Below are 16498 nucleotides of genomic sequence, written 5' to 3' on the forward strand. Positions count from 1 at the left end.
AGTTAAGTGAATTATTCGACTCAGAATATCACTATTTAATGAGCCGAATAAACCATTTATTCGGCTCATGCTTTTGCTTCACATTTCACAGGCATAAAAAAACCACGATGCTTTCACATCGTGGTTTTTAGAAAACGCCTAATACATTAGATATAGGCCACTTTCTCGATTTCGTAAGTCGCTTCACCGCTTGGGATTTTAACAACGACTTCATCGCCTTCTTCTTTACCAATGATGGCTTTTGCGATCGGTGAAGCGTAAGAAATTTTCTTCACTTTCACGTCCGCTTCGTCATCACCTACAATCGTATAAGTCACTGTCTCTTCTGTATCGACATTGAAAAGCGTGACCGTGGTACCGAAAATAACCTTAGTCGATGCAGGCAAGGCCTTAACATCAATAACTTGTGAATCCGACAGTTTGCCTTCAATCTCTTTAATACGACCTTCAGCAAAGCTCTGTTCTTCACGAGCAGCATGGTATTCCGCGTTTTCTTTTAAGTCGCCATGCTCACGCGCGGTTGCAATGTCTGCAATCACGCGAGGGCGGACAACAGTTTTCAAGTGATTAAGCTCTTCTCTAAGACGAGCTTCTCCCTCTACTGTCATTGGTACTTTTTTCATTATTTCCCCAAGTGCAAATCTTGCAGTCTTCTAACTTTCGTTTCACCTGTTAGGCCAATCGCCATGCTTGTCGCTTCAGCACCAGCCAATGTCGTAGTGTAACAAACCTTGCGCTGCAATGCTGTACGACGAATAACAGAAGAATCTGCAATAGCTTGCGTACCAGACGTGGTGTTAATGATGTAATCAATCTCACCATTTTTCAGCATATCAACAATGTGTGGACGACCTTCGTTCACTTTGTTGACCTTGCGGACTGATACACCGTTTTCGGTTAGGTATTTCGCAGTACCGTCTGTACCAACAAGATCGAAGCCTAGCTCAGCCAAACGACGAGCAACCGCCACTGCGCCTTCTTTGTCCATATCGCGAACACTAATGAAAGCACAGCCAGACGTTGGCAACACAGTACCTCCGCCCAGTACCGCTTTACCAAAGGCTTCGGCGAACGTATCGCCAACACCCATGACTTCACCGGTGGATTTCATTTCAGGCCCAAGAATCGGATCGACACCTTGGAACTTGTTGAACGGGAAAACCGCTTCTTTCACACTGAAGTAAGAAGGAATGATTTCTTTCGTGAAACCCAGTTCTTCCAATGTTTTACCCGCCATCACCAAGGCAGCAATTTGCGCCAAAGAGCGACCGATACATTTAGAAACAAAAGGCACAGTTCGTGATGCGCGAGGATTCACCTCGATCACGTAAATTTCTCCGTCTTGCACGGCAAGCTGAGTGTTCATCAAACCGATAACGCCAAGTTCAAGCGCCATGTTTTTGATCATCTCACGGATGTCGTTTTGCACGTCTTCAGACAAGGAGTAAGGTGGTAAAGAACACGCCGAGTCACCAGAATGAACGCCCGCTTGTTCAATGTGCTGCATAATGCCGCCGATAACCACCTGATGACCATCAGAGATACAGTCGATATCAATCTCAATCGCTGCATTCAAGAAGTGATCAAGCAATACAGGGCTGTCGTTCGACACTTTTACAGCCGTTGTCATATAACGATTAAGATCTTTCTCGTTATAAACGATTTCCATTGCGCGGCCACCCAAAACATAAGATGGACGAACCACTAGAGGATAACCAATGGCAGCAGCTTTAGACGCGGCTTGCTCTACGCTGCGCACGGTCGCGTTATGCGGCTGCTTGTAGCCCAAACGCTCGATCATGCTTTGGAAACGTTCACGGTCTTCTGCGCGGTCAATCGACTCAGGCGTTGTACCAATGATTGGCACGCCTTCGTTTTGCAAAGCACGAGCGATTTTCAGTGGTGTTTGACCACCGAATTGAACGATCACGCCTTTTGGTTTTTCTTTGCGTACGATTTCCAATACATCTTCTAGCGTCACAGGTTCGAAGTACAAACGATCCGATGTGTCGTAGTCAGTCGATACGGTTTCAGGGTTACAGTTCACCATGATGGTTTCGTAACCGTCTTCGCGTAGACCCAATGCCGCGTGAACACAGCAGTAATCAAACTCGATACCTTGACCAATACGGTTCGGGCCACCACCAAGAATGATAATTTTATCTTTGTCCGTTGGCGCTGCTTCACACTCATCTTCATAAGTGGAATACATGTACGCCGTGTTGGTTGCGAATTCTGCCGCACAAGTATCTACACGCTTGTACACAGGGTGAACATCCATCAAGTAACGACGTTCACGCATGGATTTTTCAGTGACGTTCAACAAGGTTGCAAGGCGAGCATCAGAGAAGCCTTTGCGCTTCAATCGACGAATCACATCGTATGACATGTCGACCAAACCTTTGTCAGCCAACGCCGCTTCTTCTTTGATCAAGTCTTCGATTTGCACCAAGAACCAATGATCAACACCCGTGTCTTCGTAAATTTCTTCCACGGTCATGCCAGAACGGAATGCATCACCAATGTACCAAATACGATCAGAACCTGGGTTTTGAAGCTCGTAAGCCAATTTCTCTTTGCTGTTTTCTTCAGAGAAATCCAACTGAGGGTTAAAACCGTCAGCGCCCACTTCCAAACCGCGCAATGCTTTCTGCAACGACTCTTGGAAAGTACGGCCAATCGCCATCACTTCACCCACAGACTTCATTTGCGTCGTTAGACGGTCATTCGCTGTTGGGAATTTTTCAAAGGTGAAACGAGGAATTTTTGTCACAACGTAGTCGATTGCAGGCTCAAAACTCGCTGGTGTTTGACCACCAGTAATGTCGTTTTGCAATTCGTCTAGGGTGTAACCAATCGCCAATTTCGCGGCGATTTTTGCAATCGGGAAGCCGGTTGCTTTGGATGCCAACGCCGAAGAGCGAGACACACGAGGGTTCATTTCGATAACAACCAAACGGCCTGTTTTCGGATCCATACCAAACTGTACGTTTGAACCACCGGTCTCAACACCGATCTCACGCAATACCGCCAAAGACGCGTTACGCATGATTTGATATTCTTTGTCTGTCAGCGTTTGTGCTGGTGCCACAGTGATGGAATCACCTGTGTGAACACCCATCGCGTCGAAGTTTTCGATCGCACAAACAATGATGCAGTTGTCTTTTTTGTCGCGGACAACTTCCATCTCGTATTCTTTCCAACCGATCAAAGACTCATCGATTAGCAATTCGTTGGTTGGCGACAAATCCAAACCACGCGTACAAATTTCTTCGAACTCTTCCATGTTGTATGCGATACCGCCACCGGTGCCGCCCATGGTGAAAGAAGGACGAATGATACAAGGGAAACCTAAGTCCGCTTGCACTTTCAACGCTTCTTCCATGCTGTGCGCAATGCCCGCACGAGGACATTCTAGGCCAATGGCCTTCATTGCTTGGTCGAAACGGTTGCGGTCTTCCGCTTTATCGATCGCGTCTGCTGTCGCGCCGATCATTTCAACGTTGTATTTTGCTAGTACACCGTGACGCTCAAGGTCCAACGCACAGTTCAATGCGGTTTGGCCACCCATTGTTGGTAGAACCGCGTCTGGGCGTTCTTTTTCAATGATCTTTTCAACGGTTTGCCATTCGATAGGCTCGATGTAAGTCGCGTCCGCCATGGCTGGGTCAGTCATGATGGTGGCTGGGTTTGAGTTCACCAGAATGACGCGGAAACCTTCTTCACGCAGCGCTTTACACGCTTGCGCACCAGAATAGTCAAATTCACAAGCCTGACCAATAACGATAGGGCCAGCACCTAAAATTAAGACGCTTTTTATGTCAGTACGCTTTGGCATAGTCTTCTCGTTCCGTCCTTTCGTTTAGGCTTTAGATGCTTTGATGTTTTCAATGAACTGATTGAACAGAGGCGCGACATCGTGCGGCCCTGGGCTCGCTTCCGGATGACCTTGGAAGCTGAATGCGCTCTTATCAGTACGGGAAATCCCCTGTAGAGAACCATCAAACAAAGATTTGTGTGTCATCACAAGATTAGCAGGCAACGTGTCTTCATCAACCGCAAAACCGTGGTTTTGACTGGTGATCATCACCGTGCCTTTTTCGATTGCTTGAACTGGGTGGTTCGCACCATGATGGCCGAATTTCATTTTCTTCGTTTTCGCGCCTGACGCTAATGCCAACAACTGATGGCCAAGACAAATACCAAAAACAGGAATCTCTGTTTCTAGAATCTCTTTGATCGCTTGGATCGCGTAATCACATGGCTCTGGGTCACCAGGACCGTTTGATAGGAAAACGCCATCTGGGTTCATCGCCAACACATCGCTTGCTGGCGTTTTAGCCGGTACAACCGTTAAGCGGCAACCGCGCTCAACCAACATACGAAGAATGTTACGTTTCACACCAAAGTCGTAGGCAACAACGTGGAATTCAGAAGAATCTGGTGTTGTGTGACCGTTCACAAGGTCCCAAGTCGACTCTGTCCACTCGTACGCTTTTTCAACCGTCACTTCTTTCGCAAGATCCATTCCCTTTAGACCAGGGAAGGCTTTTGCTGCGGCCACGGCAGCGGCTTCATCTAGGTTGTCGCCAGCCATGATGCAGCCCGCTTGCGCGCCTTTTTCACGTAGGATTCGAGTCAGCTTGCGCGTGTCGATGTCCGCGATGCCGACAACGCCTTTGCGCTTCAAGTAAGCGTCCAAAGACTCTTCTGAACGCCAGCTGCTTGCCACCAAAGGAAGATCACGAATGATCAGGCCTTCACACCATACTTTGTTGGATTCTTCATCTTCAGAGTTAACGCCAGTATTCCCGATGTGGGGATAGGTCAAGGTGACCATTTGTCGAGCATAGGAAGGATCAGTAAGAATTTCTTGATAACCAGTCATCGAGGTATTAAACACTACCTCGGCCGTTGAGGAGCCATCCGCTCCGATCGACACCCCTTTAAAAATCGTGCCGTCTTCCAGAGCCAGAATCGCTGATGTTGCCAAAGGAACCTCCCATTTAGAGCCTTTCAGGTTGCAAAAAAGCGAGAAGAACACATGGCTCATCTCGCTTTTAAGAAATTGCGTTTTTGCCGTTCATCTATTAATGGATGATTAATAGATCTCGCGTTCAAAAAATCTGCCCAATTCTACTCCGATACGACTTTTGCGTCCACCGAATTGCCACGAAAACAGGCAAAAACACGGCGCTGTCGTGCATTTTTTCTTGACTTCTTAGTCAGGAATAAGCAGCTATCGGGCAATCCGATTAACACAACAAATCATCGGCCACTTTTTGCGCAATTTCGTAGCCTTTTAGATTACCCAATACAGTCAATGAAAAAACCATCGCCGCCGCCGGTCCTTTGCCCGTTAATATATTACCGTCCATCACCACAGGCTGATCTGCTACATATTCAGCGCCAATCAATCCATCTTCAAAACCGGGATAACACGTAGCTTGTTTATCCACCACAAAACCGTGCTTACCAAAAACCACCGCTGGCGATGCACAAATGGCCGCCAATAAAGCGTCTTCTATGTCGTGTTTTTCCAACATGTCGATCAGCAATTCGCAATCACGAAAATGCTCTGCACCTGGCATGCCGCCCGGTAACACAATGGCATCAAACATTTGATCCGCCACGTCCGTTAGTAAAACGTCCGCTTCTAATTTACATCCGTGCGCCGCCACAATCTGTTTGGACTCATGCACACTCGCCACCGTTACAGTTAAACCGCCACGGCGCAATACATCGATAATCGTAATGGTTTCAATGTCTTCATTGCCATTGGCAACAGGAACCAACACCTTACTCATATTTCATCTCCTTAATTAGGACAGAATTCAAACTGATACTGTTAATGTGAACAAACAAGCCGCTTCGTGGCCTTGCTCTGCTTGTCCTTTTTTTTCTATTTGATAGTAATTTTTACGGCACCCCACCAGCTCAAACCCTAACGATTCATACAGACTAATCGCGCCGATGTTGGATTCTCGCACTTCCAATAGTAGCTCACAGACATTCTGCTGCTTGATGTCTTTTAACCACGTCATCATCAAGCTTCTTGCTAGACCTTGTCTACGGACAGAGGAATCAATCACAATTAATTCCAATTCGGACTGATCAAGCACGATCGATGCCGTTAACCAACCGACAATCGATTTTTGCGTCACATCACCTAATTCAATCACCCAATTCTTTCGTGTGTTTAAAGCGTCTGCGACCAAATTTTCACCCCAAGGATGAGGGTTAGACAAGGTATCGAGTTGGATAATAGGCCATAAATCTGACTCGGTCGCCAGACGAATAGAAACAGAAGGAATCATAAAGTTGAACGCCTCTTTAAAGGCAAAAAGATTAACAAAAAAGACAGGACTGCATAACTTGCCATGCGTCTTTGCGTAACTCAGGAATGCGATGCAATTCAGACAAACTCACGATTCGTGCCGTAGGATATTGTTTAATAGGACTCTCTGGTGGCAAATCGTCCACCAGCTGAGTCACTTGCGCACCCGCAAGCACCAATAAAGGCGCATCAGGAAAGCTTTGCACCAAACGGCCAACATAACTTTCTAGCGCCCCAAATAACCAATCGGTGCGCTGTAGAAAATGTGGGTTCTTCAACCCGCCCGGCCAAGAAAAAGCGCTGCCCTGCCATTCATCCACCGAGTGTTTTAGCAACGCTTGCCCCATTTTTAAAACAAGACGCTCTATTTCTTCTTCCTGCGAGAACACCGTCGGCACATCGCTGATAATAAGCAGCTTGTTCGATAACGCATAAGCGCGAATGTCTAAGCGCGTGATTTGGCTCGAAAGTGAAGGATCCGGTTCCACCACAATATCCACAGCCAACTCTTCAATCGGCTGCAAATCTTCAACGATAATTTCTGGCCCAGCGTTCAACTGTTCGCGAAGGTGATTCACCAGCGGTGTTTTTTCTTCAGGAAGCCGTTTTTCTTCTGTCACTGGTGTAGGCTCTGCCGCTTTAAACCCCGCAGAAGTCGGTTTAATGATCGCGTCTTCCGACGAAAACCCTGCCGTTACAGCGACATCGATCGGCCAAGGCTGGATCGGCATAAATACAGTGCCAGACACAGCGTCCGTAGAAGACAACCAAGACACCACGCCCATTTGCGCTAAGCAATGGGTTTGAAACGCCTGTTGAGGTGGTAATTCACGGGACATAATAACCTTAGAAACATACGCATTTATTGATTGGGATATTGGCAAACAAATATACGCGTTTACGCAACGACTTGCCACTTGATGGCAACAAGATTGCATGGTCTAGTCTTTATCGACTATGTATAATCTCTGCCATCTTGAGCAATCTCAAAAAACGTCTTCTAAAAGGTAAACACCCCATGGATTCTTTGTTTTCTCGTTTGATGCTGATCACCGCCCTTTTTATCAGTTCGCTCAGCGTTGCTGGTAACTTACCCGACTTAAAAGGCCGCACTATTTTAGCCGTGACGGAAAACGCCTACACACCGTTAAACTTTGTGGACCCAGCAACAGGCAAAGGCATTGGTTGGGAATACGACGCCATGAACGAAATAGGCAAGCGCTTGAATGCGAAAATCGAATGGCACTTAAGCAGCTGGGACACTATGATTCAGGCGATCAAACAAGGTCAATACGATGTCGGCATGGATGGCATCACCATCAATGAAGAACGCGCTCAGCAAATTGATTTCACGATTCCCTACATGACCTCTCAACAATTCATGCTAGTTCGCGCCGATGAAGACCGTTTTACAGACGCAGAATCCTTTGCCGCCAACGACGACTTCCAATTTGGCGCTCAAGCCGGCACCACCAATTTTTATGTGGCGGTTTATGATGTATTGGATGGCAACGAAGACAACCCACGCATCACGCTGCTCGAAACCTTTGGCACATCCGTCCAAGCACTTAAGTCTGGCGATGTCGACAGCGTATTAATGGACGCCGCATCGGCTCGCGGTTACATTGGCGCGAACCCAGGCGCATTTAAAATGATCGGTGGTCCACTCGGTTCAGAAGACTTCGGCTTCATACTAACGCCAAAATCTGACCTACTTACCCCAATCAATGCCGCGATCAACAGCATGAAACAAGACGGCACACTCGATGCACTAAACAAAAAATGGTTCTTCGACTTTAATCAGTAAGAAGTACAATCGATAAAATCAAAACCATTAGAGCGAAAGCAATAACCACACCCTGTAACGGATCTTCTGCTTTATAAGACGATCCGTTTTTTATTGAAAATGACCACGGAATGGTCTTGCTATGAATTGATTATGCCCTTTAAAAAAACCGTAGACCACACGCCATGGTGGCTAGTCACCATCATCATTATCGCCCTTGTTCTGTTATGGAACATGGTTGCCGACCAAAGCTACCAACGCATAGCGGGCGCACTAAGCCAAGGTCTACTCACCACATTAGGCGTCACCTTTACCGCCTTTATTCTTGCCAGTCTAATCGGGTTATTAATTGCCTTAGCTGGGTTTTCACATCATCGAATCATCCGTGAATTTGCCCGTTTTTATGTGGAAGTCTTTCGCGGCGTTCCTGTACTGGTACTGCTGTTTTACATCGCCTTTGTTGGCGCACCCGAACTGGTAAAATGCTACAACTGGGCGCTGCAAATTCCGATAGAAGCGGGCTGGTTAGAAACCGCGAGAACCCGAGACTTCACCTTACTGTGGCGCGCTATTTTTGCCTTAGCAATCAGCTACAGTGCGTTTATCGCAGAAGTATTTCGGGCGGGTATTCAAGAAGTGGGCAAAGGGCAAATAGAAGCGGCCAAAGCCTTGGGACTCTCCAACTGGCATCGATTTCGACTCATCACCTTGCCGCAAGCCATGCGTAAAATCTTACCTCCGCTCGGCAACGACCTCGTCGCTATGATCAAAGACTCCGCACTGGTGTCTGTGCTTGGAGTACAAGACATCACCCAACTTGGCAAAATTTACAGTTCATCGACCTTTCAGTTTTTTGAAACCTACAACGTCGTCGCCTTCATGTACCTTGTGCTCACGCTCAGTTTATCGCTATTAATTCGAGCCTTTGAAAGTCATTTGAGACGCAATGACCATCATTGATTAGAGACAAACCACGTAAAATCGATGGCCTAAAAATGAAAAAAGCCAACACGACGTTGGATTTTTTACTGTTACAAACAAGGTTAGATGCGAGTAAATCGAGTTCGAATCGAGTAGTCTTTCTTTGGCCCAACCACGCTAAAACTCAACTCAAACTCATCGTCTGATAAAAACGCAAACGTCGCGTCATAATGGTCTTTGATACACAAATGATGGGACGTGAGAATACTCGCTTGCGTGAAGGCAAAGCTCAGAAACAAATCGCCCTTCGTCGCGCCATCGGAAAAATAGATATCAAACCCTTCTGACGTCATCCGATATTCGTAGGTGCGAAACGCGTTTGGCTTCTGCTCCTTATTTTGAGCACTTGGCAGCACCATAGCTTCTTGAAAATCCAAATAATCATCGTGCTGATCATTAACCTGAAACGTCGCCTGCCCTGTGATCTCACCAAAGCCCGAAATCACTCGATTCGCCTTCCAGTCACCCAGAAAATACAACGACACCGCGCTTGCTTTCATTGCGTACATTCAGTTGACACTCTATTAATAAGTAAACACGCCCTAGTATATCGTTTTTCTAAAAGCAAAAAAGCCAACACTAGGCTGGCTTTTGAAGCTGGTACATGAATACAAGAACACAGCGTCAATGACCTAAACATCACGGGCGAATAACACTTCGACGAGGTAGGCGACAGTTTCGAGAAGAAATGTTATTCGTTCGATGAGAAACGATGTAGCTCAAGTAACAAGAGTAACCCCATCCTAACCTTCCCCTTGAAGAAAGGGGAAGGAAAAAAGTTACAGAAACAACAACCTAACCATTAAACACGGGAATAATGTCTCTTCCGTATTTGGCGATGATTTCTTCTTCGTCGCCACTGTCTAGGTAAATATTGAACTGTGTCGTGCCTGCCGCTTCGAGGTCTTTAATACGCGCAATGTGATCGTCAACCGTTCCCAATACACAGAAGCTTTTCACGATGTCTTCCGTGATGAAATCCAAGAATGGATTGTCGCTTTGACCATGTTTCGAGTAATCGTAACCACGGCGCTTTTCAATGTAATCGGTTAGGCTTTTTGGTACTAAACCAGAGTCTGCACCGTATTTTTCGACGATGTCCGCCACGTGGTTACCGACCATCGCCGGGAACCACTTAGTGTGTTCGATGCAATAATCCATGTCACCAAAATACGCTGGCGCAGCGGCTTGCACCTTGAAGTTGGACATATCGCGTCCGGCTTCTTCACCCGCGGTGATCGCTTGGTCTTTAAACCACTTCACCAAATCAGGATCACCAATTTGCAAGATCAAACCGTCGCCAACTTGCCCAGCCGTCGCCAAAGCTTTTGGCCCGTAAGCACCAATCCAAACAGGCAATTCATAACCCGTTGCCCAAGGTAATTTCACCGGTTCTGGGCATTCGCCATATTCCACTTCTTCACCGCGCACCATGGCTTTTACCTTGGTGGTGAACTCCGACAAACGCGCCAACGTCGCGGGTTTTTTTCCCATCACTCGCATAGACGAATCCCCTCGACCGAGTCCGATGTCAAAACGACCATTACTCTGATGCGCCAAGCTCGCGTATAAACTCGCCGCCAAAGACCAGTCGCGAATGTTCGGGTTGGTTACACAAGGACCGAATCGCATGGTCTTTGTGTGTTCCATGCACATTGCCATGGCCACAAACGACTCGCGCCACAAAATGTGTGAATCGTAAAACCAACAATAATCAAACCCCGCCGCTTCCGCCTGACGAACCAAGTTACGCGCGCGATCTGGGCTGACAAACCCTTTAAACGTAATACCGAATTCCATGATGTGTTCCTCTTATGATTGTGCTTTTTTAATATTTTTTAAGAAATTGAGTCTGTTTTTAACAAAGTATTGGTGAGCTCTGCTCTTGTCTCTAAAGCATCGAAACCTAATGATCTGGTGGGCAAATGCGTATCCCCGCATGACTAAACGGCACCTCTTTCGAAATATTCAAACGGATCAAGATCGGTGTCAGTGCTTCGATGCAGCGGGCGCTTTCCGCCAAGCCTGCGTTGTAGGCTTTGGTGCCCATTTTTTCGATCAGTGCCATGACTTTTTTCTTCGCGATTAAGTCATTGCCGCACACTAAAATGTCGCAATTAATGGCACGAGAAAGATCGTTCAAAGTGATTGCAGATACATTGTGTAATGCGCCAACCACGGGAATATCATCGCCTAATAACAACTGAGCCGATTCCGTGACCGATCCCGCTTCTGGCATCACAACGGCTTTCGGGTTGCCCGGTGCCAGCGGCACAACGATGTCGACCAAGACTTTGCCAAGCAATAACGGCGCGAGCGTTGTTAATGTGGCGTCATGTCCCGCGTACGGAACCGACAAAATGACCAAGTCGCCCGCCGCTTTGGTTGCGTCTTCCATGCTCATGCCAGAAATATCGGCGGTTGCATCACCTAACAATTCGGTCAGCGCCTTCGCCGTTTCTTGCGCTTTAGCAGGATCACGAGAACCCAGCACCACACTCACGCCCGCTTGCGCCAAACGTAACGCTAAGCCTTTCCCTTGCGGGCCGGTTCCGCCAATAATGGCGACTTTATTCATTGATTCGTCTTGCATCGAACTTTTCATCTAAAGAGATCCTCGTTATGAGCGCGAATAAGATCGCGACTGGAACTGTCGGTTTTTGGCCAATTCAGACCACGAAAAATAATCACGGGGGATTTCGCGCTTTTTTCCATCAACAAACCTGACGCCGCCGCGAGTTCGTCGGCAAAGGCGGGCGCGGTCACGCTTAACGGTCGGCCAAAGGCGTCTTCTTCACCCAACATATGCATCACGCCCGGCACGTTCGCCAAGCCAATCGCCACATTGGTTTGCCCCAATCGCCAAGGGCGACCAAAGGTGTCACTAATCACCACGCCCAAATCACAAGCAAAATGCGTTTCCAATCTTTGACACAGTTCACGAGCGCTTTTGTCTGGGTCTTCGGGCAATAAAATAAGCTGACCTGGATGATCCGCATTGGATTCATCCACCGCCGCATTGGCGCAAATGTAGCCGTTTTTATGCTCAGCAATCAGCACGCCTTCTTCTTGATCAGGTCGCTTCATCGCACGAACAATGCGATTCGACTGAGACAAAATCACTTCTACTTTTCGAGGGTCTTTATTCACCGTTTTCGCCAATTCGATCGCTTCGTCGCTTGGTGTAATGTCATCCAAATACGCGCAAGCGCCTTCGCTTTTAGAGACCACTTTGTGAGCAATGACCAGAATATCGCCTGCGACCAAGGTTTGTTTTTGTGTGATTAAGGTATCAATAATGCGTTGCGCTAAATCGTCGCCCGCTTGGAAATCCGGCAATCCCATTAAGCGAAACATACTCATCGAATCAGGCATAGTATTGCTCCTTAACGGGAGGCAGAGAGGTTTGTTTCCATGCTTTGAATTGCTCAGGTTGGCGAATCACCGCCACTTGAAGGTCTTCGCTGTGGTCAATGTCTAACGCGAGATTGGCGAAATGCAAACTGCGGCAAACCAGTCGATTTCTCAACGCATTGGCGCGATGCGCAGACGCCGAATCACAACCGTATTCAAACGGAATCGCGTCTGGTGGTGAGGTCAGTAAAGCATTGGTGCCACCGTCTTTTGCAACGGCAATCACCACTTGTGCGTCATGAATCGCCGCCATTAGGTCGATTATTTCTTGATAATCCAATAGCGCAATATCACTTGGAACAATGAGTTGGCTGTCATAGCCCGACTGTTTCACCCAGTCACAAGCAAAATCCAACGCGCCGTTTAAGCCTTTGGAACCGTCGTCAAATAACGTATTGGTTTCGTAAGATTGCGCCAAACTGAGCACGTCCAGCGACTCGCTCACTACCAACACATCCAGCATGGGAAAATGTTGTTTAAAGAACGCCAAGGTGTTTTGAAACAAGGTCAGCGACAATTTTTCACGAGACGAATCTGACAAGCTGCCGACCAATCTTTGCTTCGATCGTGAGGGCGATTTCATCGGAATCACTACGCAAAGCTTGTCTATAAAACAAGGCGCCAGTAAAAAAGAAGTCATTAGGCCGCCCTCTGCTTCTTATGAGACAGCGCAAATTCAACCACGCGGGACATCAGATCTGCTTTCTCTTCAGGGGTTTTCATCAAGGTGGGCGTGACCAACACATCCAAACCTTGCTCTGTTAGCCATGCCGTATCGGTTTGGTCTATTTCATCGATGACCAGCGCATTCAGAAAAGTGTGATAACAGTCGTAAATGCCTTTCGAATCGATACTTTTACCGGCACTTTCAAGCATTTTATCCGCAGGGCCTTTTACCGTTTTTCCGCCAATCAACGGCGACACCGCGATGACATAAGCGCCACTTTGTTCAACTGCTTGCTGAATGTCTGGCACCGCGAGAATCGCCCCAATGCTCACAATCGGATTACTTGGCGCAATAACGATCACATCGCTGTTGGCAATTTGTTCCAACGCTTCTCGCGTCGGTTTGGCGCTTTCAATTCCCTGGTATTCGATGTCGATCACATCGAGCTGGCAATGCTCGCGCACGAAGAATTCTTGAAACGACAACCAACCTTTTGGCGTTTTCACTTGGGTTTGCACCACATCGTCTGTCGGCAATAAAATCGGTAGCGTCACACCGTGACGTGCTGCCAATCGCTGCGTAATCTCACTGGCGCTCACGCCTTGGTGCTTTAAATGCGTTCGATAAATGTGCGTGGCGAGATCCAAATCCCCCAAGGTCATCCACGTGTCTTGCCCTAAGACAGTTAGCTCGTTTAATACTTGGTGAGTTTCATTCTTGCGTCCCCAACCTTGCTGCCGATCGATTTGATCGCCAAGGGAATAGATCAGGGTGTCAATGTCTGGCGAGACCCAGAGTCCATGAAATTCATCGTCGTCGGCGATGTTGCCGATGATCTTGGTCGCGCTGGCGAACGGACTGTTGGCCAAACCTTCGGCGGCTTTCGCACCGCCGACGCCGCCCGCCAATAACGTAATCGTTAATTCTGCCATTAAGCCACTCCTCGAATCGCAATGCGGTTCGTTAATGGCGTCTTAAAGAAGTTTTTGACCACCTCATATTTTGTACTACGCTGCACCGCGTTTAGGCCTGCTGCTTGGATGTTCGCAACCATGTCTTCTGGGAACACTTCTTGCCCGTGGGTTGCGCCCGCCGCACGCGAAATGCTTTCGTTCATTAAGGTGCCGCCCAAGTCATTCGCGCCAGAACGCAACATTTTGGTCGCCACGTCAGGGCCCATTTTTACCCAAGACGCTTGGATATTATCAATATGACCTTGCAACATAAGACGCGCAATCGCGTGCATTTTGAAATGCTCGTCTTGCGTTGGACCAGGGCGAACGGTGTCTGGATTGTCGTTATACAAACGGGTTTCGTAGTGGATAAAACCCAGCGGCACAAACTCGGTAAAGCCGCCCGTTTCTTTTTGAATATCACGCAATAATTTGAGGTGATTTGCCCAGTGAATCGGCTGATCCACGTGACCGTACATAATGGTGGACGTTGTCGGTACGCCGACAGAGTGCGCGGCTTTGATGATGCGAACCCATTCTTCTGTGGTGAGCTTATTCTTGGTTAATTGCTTACGCACTTCGGTGTCCAGAATCTCCGCCGCCGTGCCCGGCATTGACCCCAAACCTAGTGCTTTTAATTCGGTCAAAAACACCTCTGGCTCAAGGCGGCCTTTCTTGCAGCCATACCAAATTTCAAAAGGCGAAAAGGCGTGAATGTGAATCTCTGGCACGCGTTTTTTCACTGCAACAATCAAATCACGGTAATAATCTGGGCCAATGTCTGGGTGCAATCCACCTTGAATACACACTTCCGTCGCGCCGCGCGCCCACGCCTCTTCGGCTCGGTCTGCAACTTGCTCAACGGTTAAAAATTCTGCGTCTTCATCGCCTTTTTCTTTGGCGAAATTGCAAAAGCGGCAACCCATATAACACACATTGGTGAAGTTGATGTTTCGCGTAATCACAAAGGTTCCCGTATCGCCAACGCGCTTTTCACGCACTTTGTCAGCGGTGTCTAATACGGCTTGAGCTTCTGCGCCTTGGGTGGCAAACAACACACACGCGTCTTCTACGTTTAACTCTTCGCCCAACAGCGTTTTTTCTAAAATCGTTCGAACGGGCAAACTAATTTGTTCGCTCATCATGACTGGATAGACAGATTTTTCTGAGGTTTGATTTGATACATTCATGCGATGTCTCCCTGTAACTGACGGCTAGCGTGCGCAGCTCGGCTCACCAGTGCTGCGACGCGTTGCGTTAAATTAGGCGTTAGATATTTGTGATCTTGATGCTGGAAACGATCGTAAATGGTCAATCGTTCTGCCAAGGAATAACCCAACCCGTTGCACGCTTGCGCCACACTGCTGATCTGCGGCCATGCTCTTTCTGGGTTAATAAAATCTTTGGTCAAAGGGGAAATACCACCCCAATCGTTAATGCCCGCGTTGATGTAACTGCCGTATTCGACTTCTAAATTGGGCGGCGCTTGAATACTGATGTCATCCGGCAAGATCAAACGTGCCACGGCGATGGTGCGTTTCATGTCGTCTAAGTCCGGTTCTTGGCAACCTGCCATGGCGGTGCCTACTTTGGCGCGGAAATTTTGAATAATGACCTCTTGAATGTGACCGTAAGCCAGATGGCGATCACGAATCGCGATCAAGCTCAGCACTCGTTCTTCCCAGCTTTCACCGATGCCAATCAAAATCCCCGTGGTGAACGCAATGTCTAAACGACCCGCTTGCTCTATGGTGTCGAGTCGGCGTTTTGGTGTTTTGTCTGGGCAGGCGTAATGGGCTTGGCCTTGTTTGAGTAATTCGTTAGAGACGTTTTCCAGCATCATTCCCATGCTGGCGGCGACCGGTTTGAGCCGCTTCAATTCATCAAATGACAGCGCTCCCGCATTGACGTGCGGCAACAATGTGGTGTGTGTTAAGACGCTTTCACACTGATCGTGCAGATAATCTAAAGTGTTGTCATAACCTAATGCGGCCAACAAATCCCGCGCTTTCTGATGTCGTTCTTCGGGTCGTTCGCCCAAACTGAACAAGGCCTCTTTGCAATCGAGCGCAGCGCCTTCGTGTGCTGTTTTTAGCACTTGTTGCGGCGTCATGACATTCGAATGAGGCGAGTCCGGCGACTGCACAAAAGTGCAATACCCACAGGAATCCCGACACATATTGGTCAGTGGAATAAAGACTTTTTTTGAATAGGTAAGCTGCTTTCCCCACGCGTTGTCGCGCGCTTTCGCCGCTTGTTGGCAGAGTGCATATAAATCTGGCCCTGTGGCAAATTCATAGGATATGGCTTCAGAAACAGAGATCATATTCACTCCACACATTAGGGATTAATAAAGACGA

16 protein-coding genes are annotated in these 16498 nt (G+C 47.8%); 2 read left to right on the forward strand and 14 right to left on the reverse strand.

The window, feature by feature from the left end; genetic code table 11:
* Positions 1-146: 146 nt before the first annotated feature.
* From greA to D104_RS36390, 6 genes are all read right to left on the reverse strand, one after another.
* On the reverse strand, positions 147-623 hold the full coding sequence (gene greA, locus D104_RS36365; RefSeq protein WP_024025610.1) for a transcription elongation factor GreA: 477 nt from the start codon (positions 621-623) through the stop codon (positions 147-149).
* Positions 623-3838 (reverse strand): carbamoyl-phosphate synthase large subunit, encoded by a 3216-nt coding sequence (carB, locus tag D104_RS36370; RefSeq protein WP_024025611.1) that lies wholly within the window; start codon positions 3836-3838, stop codon positions 623-625. Before carB ends, greA begins: the two co-directional genes overlap by 1 nt.
* Positions 3839-3862: 24 nt before the next feature.
* A complete protein-coding gene (gene carA, locus D104_RS36375; protein WP_031215395.1) occupies positions 3863-4993 on the reverse strand; it encodes a glutamine-hydrolyzing carbamoyl-phosphate synthase small subunit in 1131 nt (376 codons plus the stop codon).
* Between the two features lie 262 nt (positions 4994-5255).
* On the reverse strand, positions 5256-5807 hold the full coding sequence (locus D104_RS36380) for a DJ-1 family glyoxalase III (protein WP_024025613.1): 552 nt from the start codon (positions 5805-5807) through the stop codon (positions 5256-5258).
* Positions 5808-5834: 27 nt separating this feature from the next.
* The gene (locus D104_RS36385; RefSeq protein ID WP_024025614.1) at positions 5835-6317 is read right to left on the reverse strand and encodes a GNAT family N-acetyltransferase; all 483 of its coding nucleotides are present in this window, start codon (positions 6315-6317) and stop codon (positions 5835-5837) included.
* Between the two features lie 31 nt (positions 6318-6348).
* The gene (locus tag D104_RS36390) at positions 6349-7176 is read right to left on the reverse strand and encodes a hypothetical protein (RefSeq protein WP_024025615.1); all 828 of its coding nucleotides are present in this window, start codon (positions 7174-7176) and stop codon (positions 6349-6351) included.
* Positions 7177-7355: 179 nt separating this feature from the next.
* On the opposite strand from D104_RS36390, the gene D104_RS36395 reads away from it, so the two are divergent.
* A complete protein-coding gene (locus D104_RS36395; protein WP_024025616.1) occupies positions 7356-8144 on the forward strand; it encodes a transporter substrate-binding domain-containing protein in 789 nt (262 codons plus the stop codon).
* 132 nt (positions 8145-8276) lie between these two features.
* The gene (locus D104_RS36400) at positions 8277-9083 is read left to right on the forward strand and encodes an amino acid ABC transporter permease (protein ID WP_024025617.1); all 807 of its coding nucleotides are present in this window, start codon (positions 8277-8279) and stop codon (positions 9081-9083) included.
* Between the two features lie 83 nt (positions 9084-9166).
* Here the strand turns inward: D104_RS36400 and D104_RS36405 are convergent, their stop codons facing one another.
* The 8 genes from D104_RS36405 to cofG form a co-directional block, all read right to left on the reverse strand.
* Entirely contained in the window at positions 9167-9613 is a 447-nt protein-coding gene (locus D104_RS36405; protein WP_024025618.1) for a DUF6314 family protein, read from the reverse strand.
* Between the two features lie 286 nt (positions 9614-9899).
* The gene (locus D104_RS36410; RefSeq protein ID WP_024025619.1) at positions 9900-10904 is read right to left on the reverse strand and encodes a TIGR03842 family LLM class F420-dependent oxidoreductase; all 1005 of its coding nucleotides are present in this window, start codon (positions 10902-10904) and stop codon (positions 9900-9902) included.
* Between the two features lie 106 nt (positions 10905-11010).
* Positions 11011-11709: an NADPH-dependent F420 reductase gene (gene npdG, locus D104_RS36415; protein ID WP_024025620.1), complete on the reverse strand. Its 699-nt coding sequence runs from the start codon at positions 11707-11709 to the stop codon at positions 11011-11013.
* A complete protein-coding gene (gene cofE / locus D104_RS36420; protein WP_024025621.1) occupies positions 11706-12479 on the reverse strand; it encodes a coenzyme F420-0:L-glutamate ligase in 774 nt (257 codons plus the stop codon). The genes npdG and cofE overlap by 4 nt, the downstream gene beginning before the upstream one ends.
* Positions 12472-13158, reverse strand: a complete 687-nt coding sequence (gene cofC, locus D104_RS0119170) for a 2-phospho-L-lactate guanylyltransferase (RefSeq protein ID WP_024025622.1) — start codon at positions 13156-13158, stop codon at positions 12472-12474. The genes cofE and cofC overlap by 8 nt, the downstream gene beginning before the upstream one ends.
* A complete protein-coding gene (gene cofD, locus D104_RS36425; RefSeq protein WP_024025623.1) occupies positions 13158-14117 on the reverse strand; it encodes a 2-phospho-L-lactate transferase in 960 nt (319 codons plus the stop codon). The genes cofC and cofD overlap by 1 nt, the downstream gene beginning before the upstream one ends.
* Positions 14117-15328 (reverse strand): 5-amino-6-(D-ribitylamino)uracil--L-tyrosine 4-hydroxyphenyl transferase CofH, encoded by a 1212-nt coding sequence (gene cofH / locus D104_RS36430; RefSeq protein WP_024025624.1) that lies wholly within the window; start codon positions 15326-15328, stop codon positions 14117-14119. The genes cofD and cofH overlap by 1 nt, the downstream gene beginning before the upstream one ends.
* Positions 15325-16464: a 7,8-didemethyl-8-hydroxy-5-deazariboflavin synthase CofG gene (gene cofG, locus D104_RS36435; protein ID WP_024025625.1), complete on the reverse strand. Its 1140-nt coding sequence runs from the start codon at positions 16462-16464 to the stop codon at positions 15325-15327. Before cofG ends, cofH begins: the two co-directional genes overlap by 4 nt.
* Between the last annotated feature and the right edge of the window lie 34 nt (positions 16465-16498).

This window comes from Marinomonas profundimaris (assembly GCF_000508165.1).
Lineage (GTDB): Bacteria > Pseudomonadota > Gammaproteobacteria > Pseudomonadales > Marinomonadaceae > Marinomonas > Marinomonas profundimaris.

Bases quoted from the DNA above. Each gene is read 5' to 3' on its own strand.
- npdG (WP_024025620.1), bottom strand. From the start codon at position 11,709: ATGAAAAGTTCGATGCAAGACGAATCAATGAATAAAGTCGCCATTATT.
- D104_RS36390 (WP_024025615.1), bottom strand. From the start codon at position 7,176: ATGTCCCGTGAATTACCACCTCAACAGGCGTTTCAAACCCATTGCTTA.
- D104_RS36385 (WP_024025614.1), bottom strand. From the start codon at position 6,317: ATGATTCCTTCTGTTTCTATTCGTCTGGCGACCGAGTCAGATTTATGG.
- D104_RS36380 (WP_024025613.1), bottom strand. From the start codon at position 5,807: ATGAGTAAGGTGTTGGTTCCTGTTGCCAATGGCAATGAAGACATTGAA.
- D104_RS36395 (WP_024025616.1), top strand. From the start codon at position 7,356: ATGGATTCTTTGTTTTCTCGTTTGATGCTGATCACCGCCCTTTTTATC.
- cofC (WP_024025622.1), bottom strand. From the start codon at position 13,158: ATGACTTCTTTTTTACTGGCGCCTTGTTTTATAGACAAGCTTTGCGTA.
- D104_RS36405 (WP_024025618.1), bottom strand. From the start codon at position 9,613: ATGTACGCAATGAAAGCAAGCGCGGTGTCGTTGTATTTTCTGGGTGAC.
- cofE (WP_024025621.1), bottom strand. From the start codon at position 12,479: ATGCCTGATTCGATGAGTATGTTTCGCTTAATGGGATTGCCGGATTTC.
- cofD (WP_024025623.1), bottom strand. From the start codon at position 14,117: ATGGCAGAATTAACGATTACGTTATTGGCGGGCGGCGTCGGCGGTGCG.
- cofH (WP_024025624.1), bottom strand. From the start codon at position 15,328: ATGAATGTATCAAATCAAACCTCAGAAAAATCTGTCTATCCAGTCATG.
- D104_RS36400 (WP_024025617.1), top strand. From the start codon at position 8,277: ATGCCCTTTAAAAAAACCGTAGACCACACGCCATGGTGGCTAGTCACC.
- greA (WP_024025610.1), bottom strand. From the start codon at position 623: ATGAAAAAAGTACCAATGACAGTAGAGGGAGAAGCTCGTCTTAGAGAA.
- cofG (WP_024025625.1), bottom strand. From the start codon at position 16,464: ATGATCTCTGTTTCTGAAGCCATATCCTATGAATTTGCCACAGGGCCA.
- D104_RS36410 (WP_024025619.1), bottom strand. From the start codon at position 10,904: ATGGAATTCGGTATTACGTTTAAAGGGTTTGTCAGCCCAGATCGCGCG.
- carB (WP_024025611.1), bottom strand. From the start codon at position 3,838: ATGCCAAAGCGTACTGACATAAAAAGCGTCTTAATTTTAGGTGCTGGC.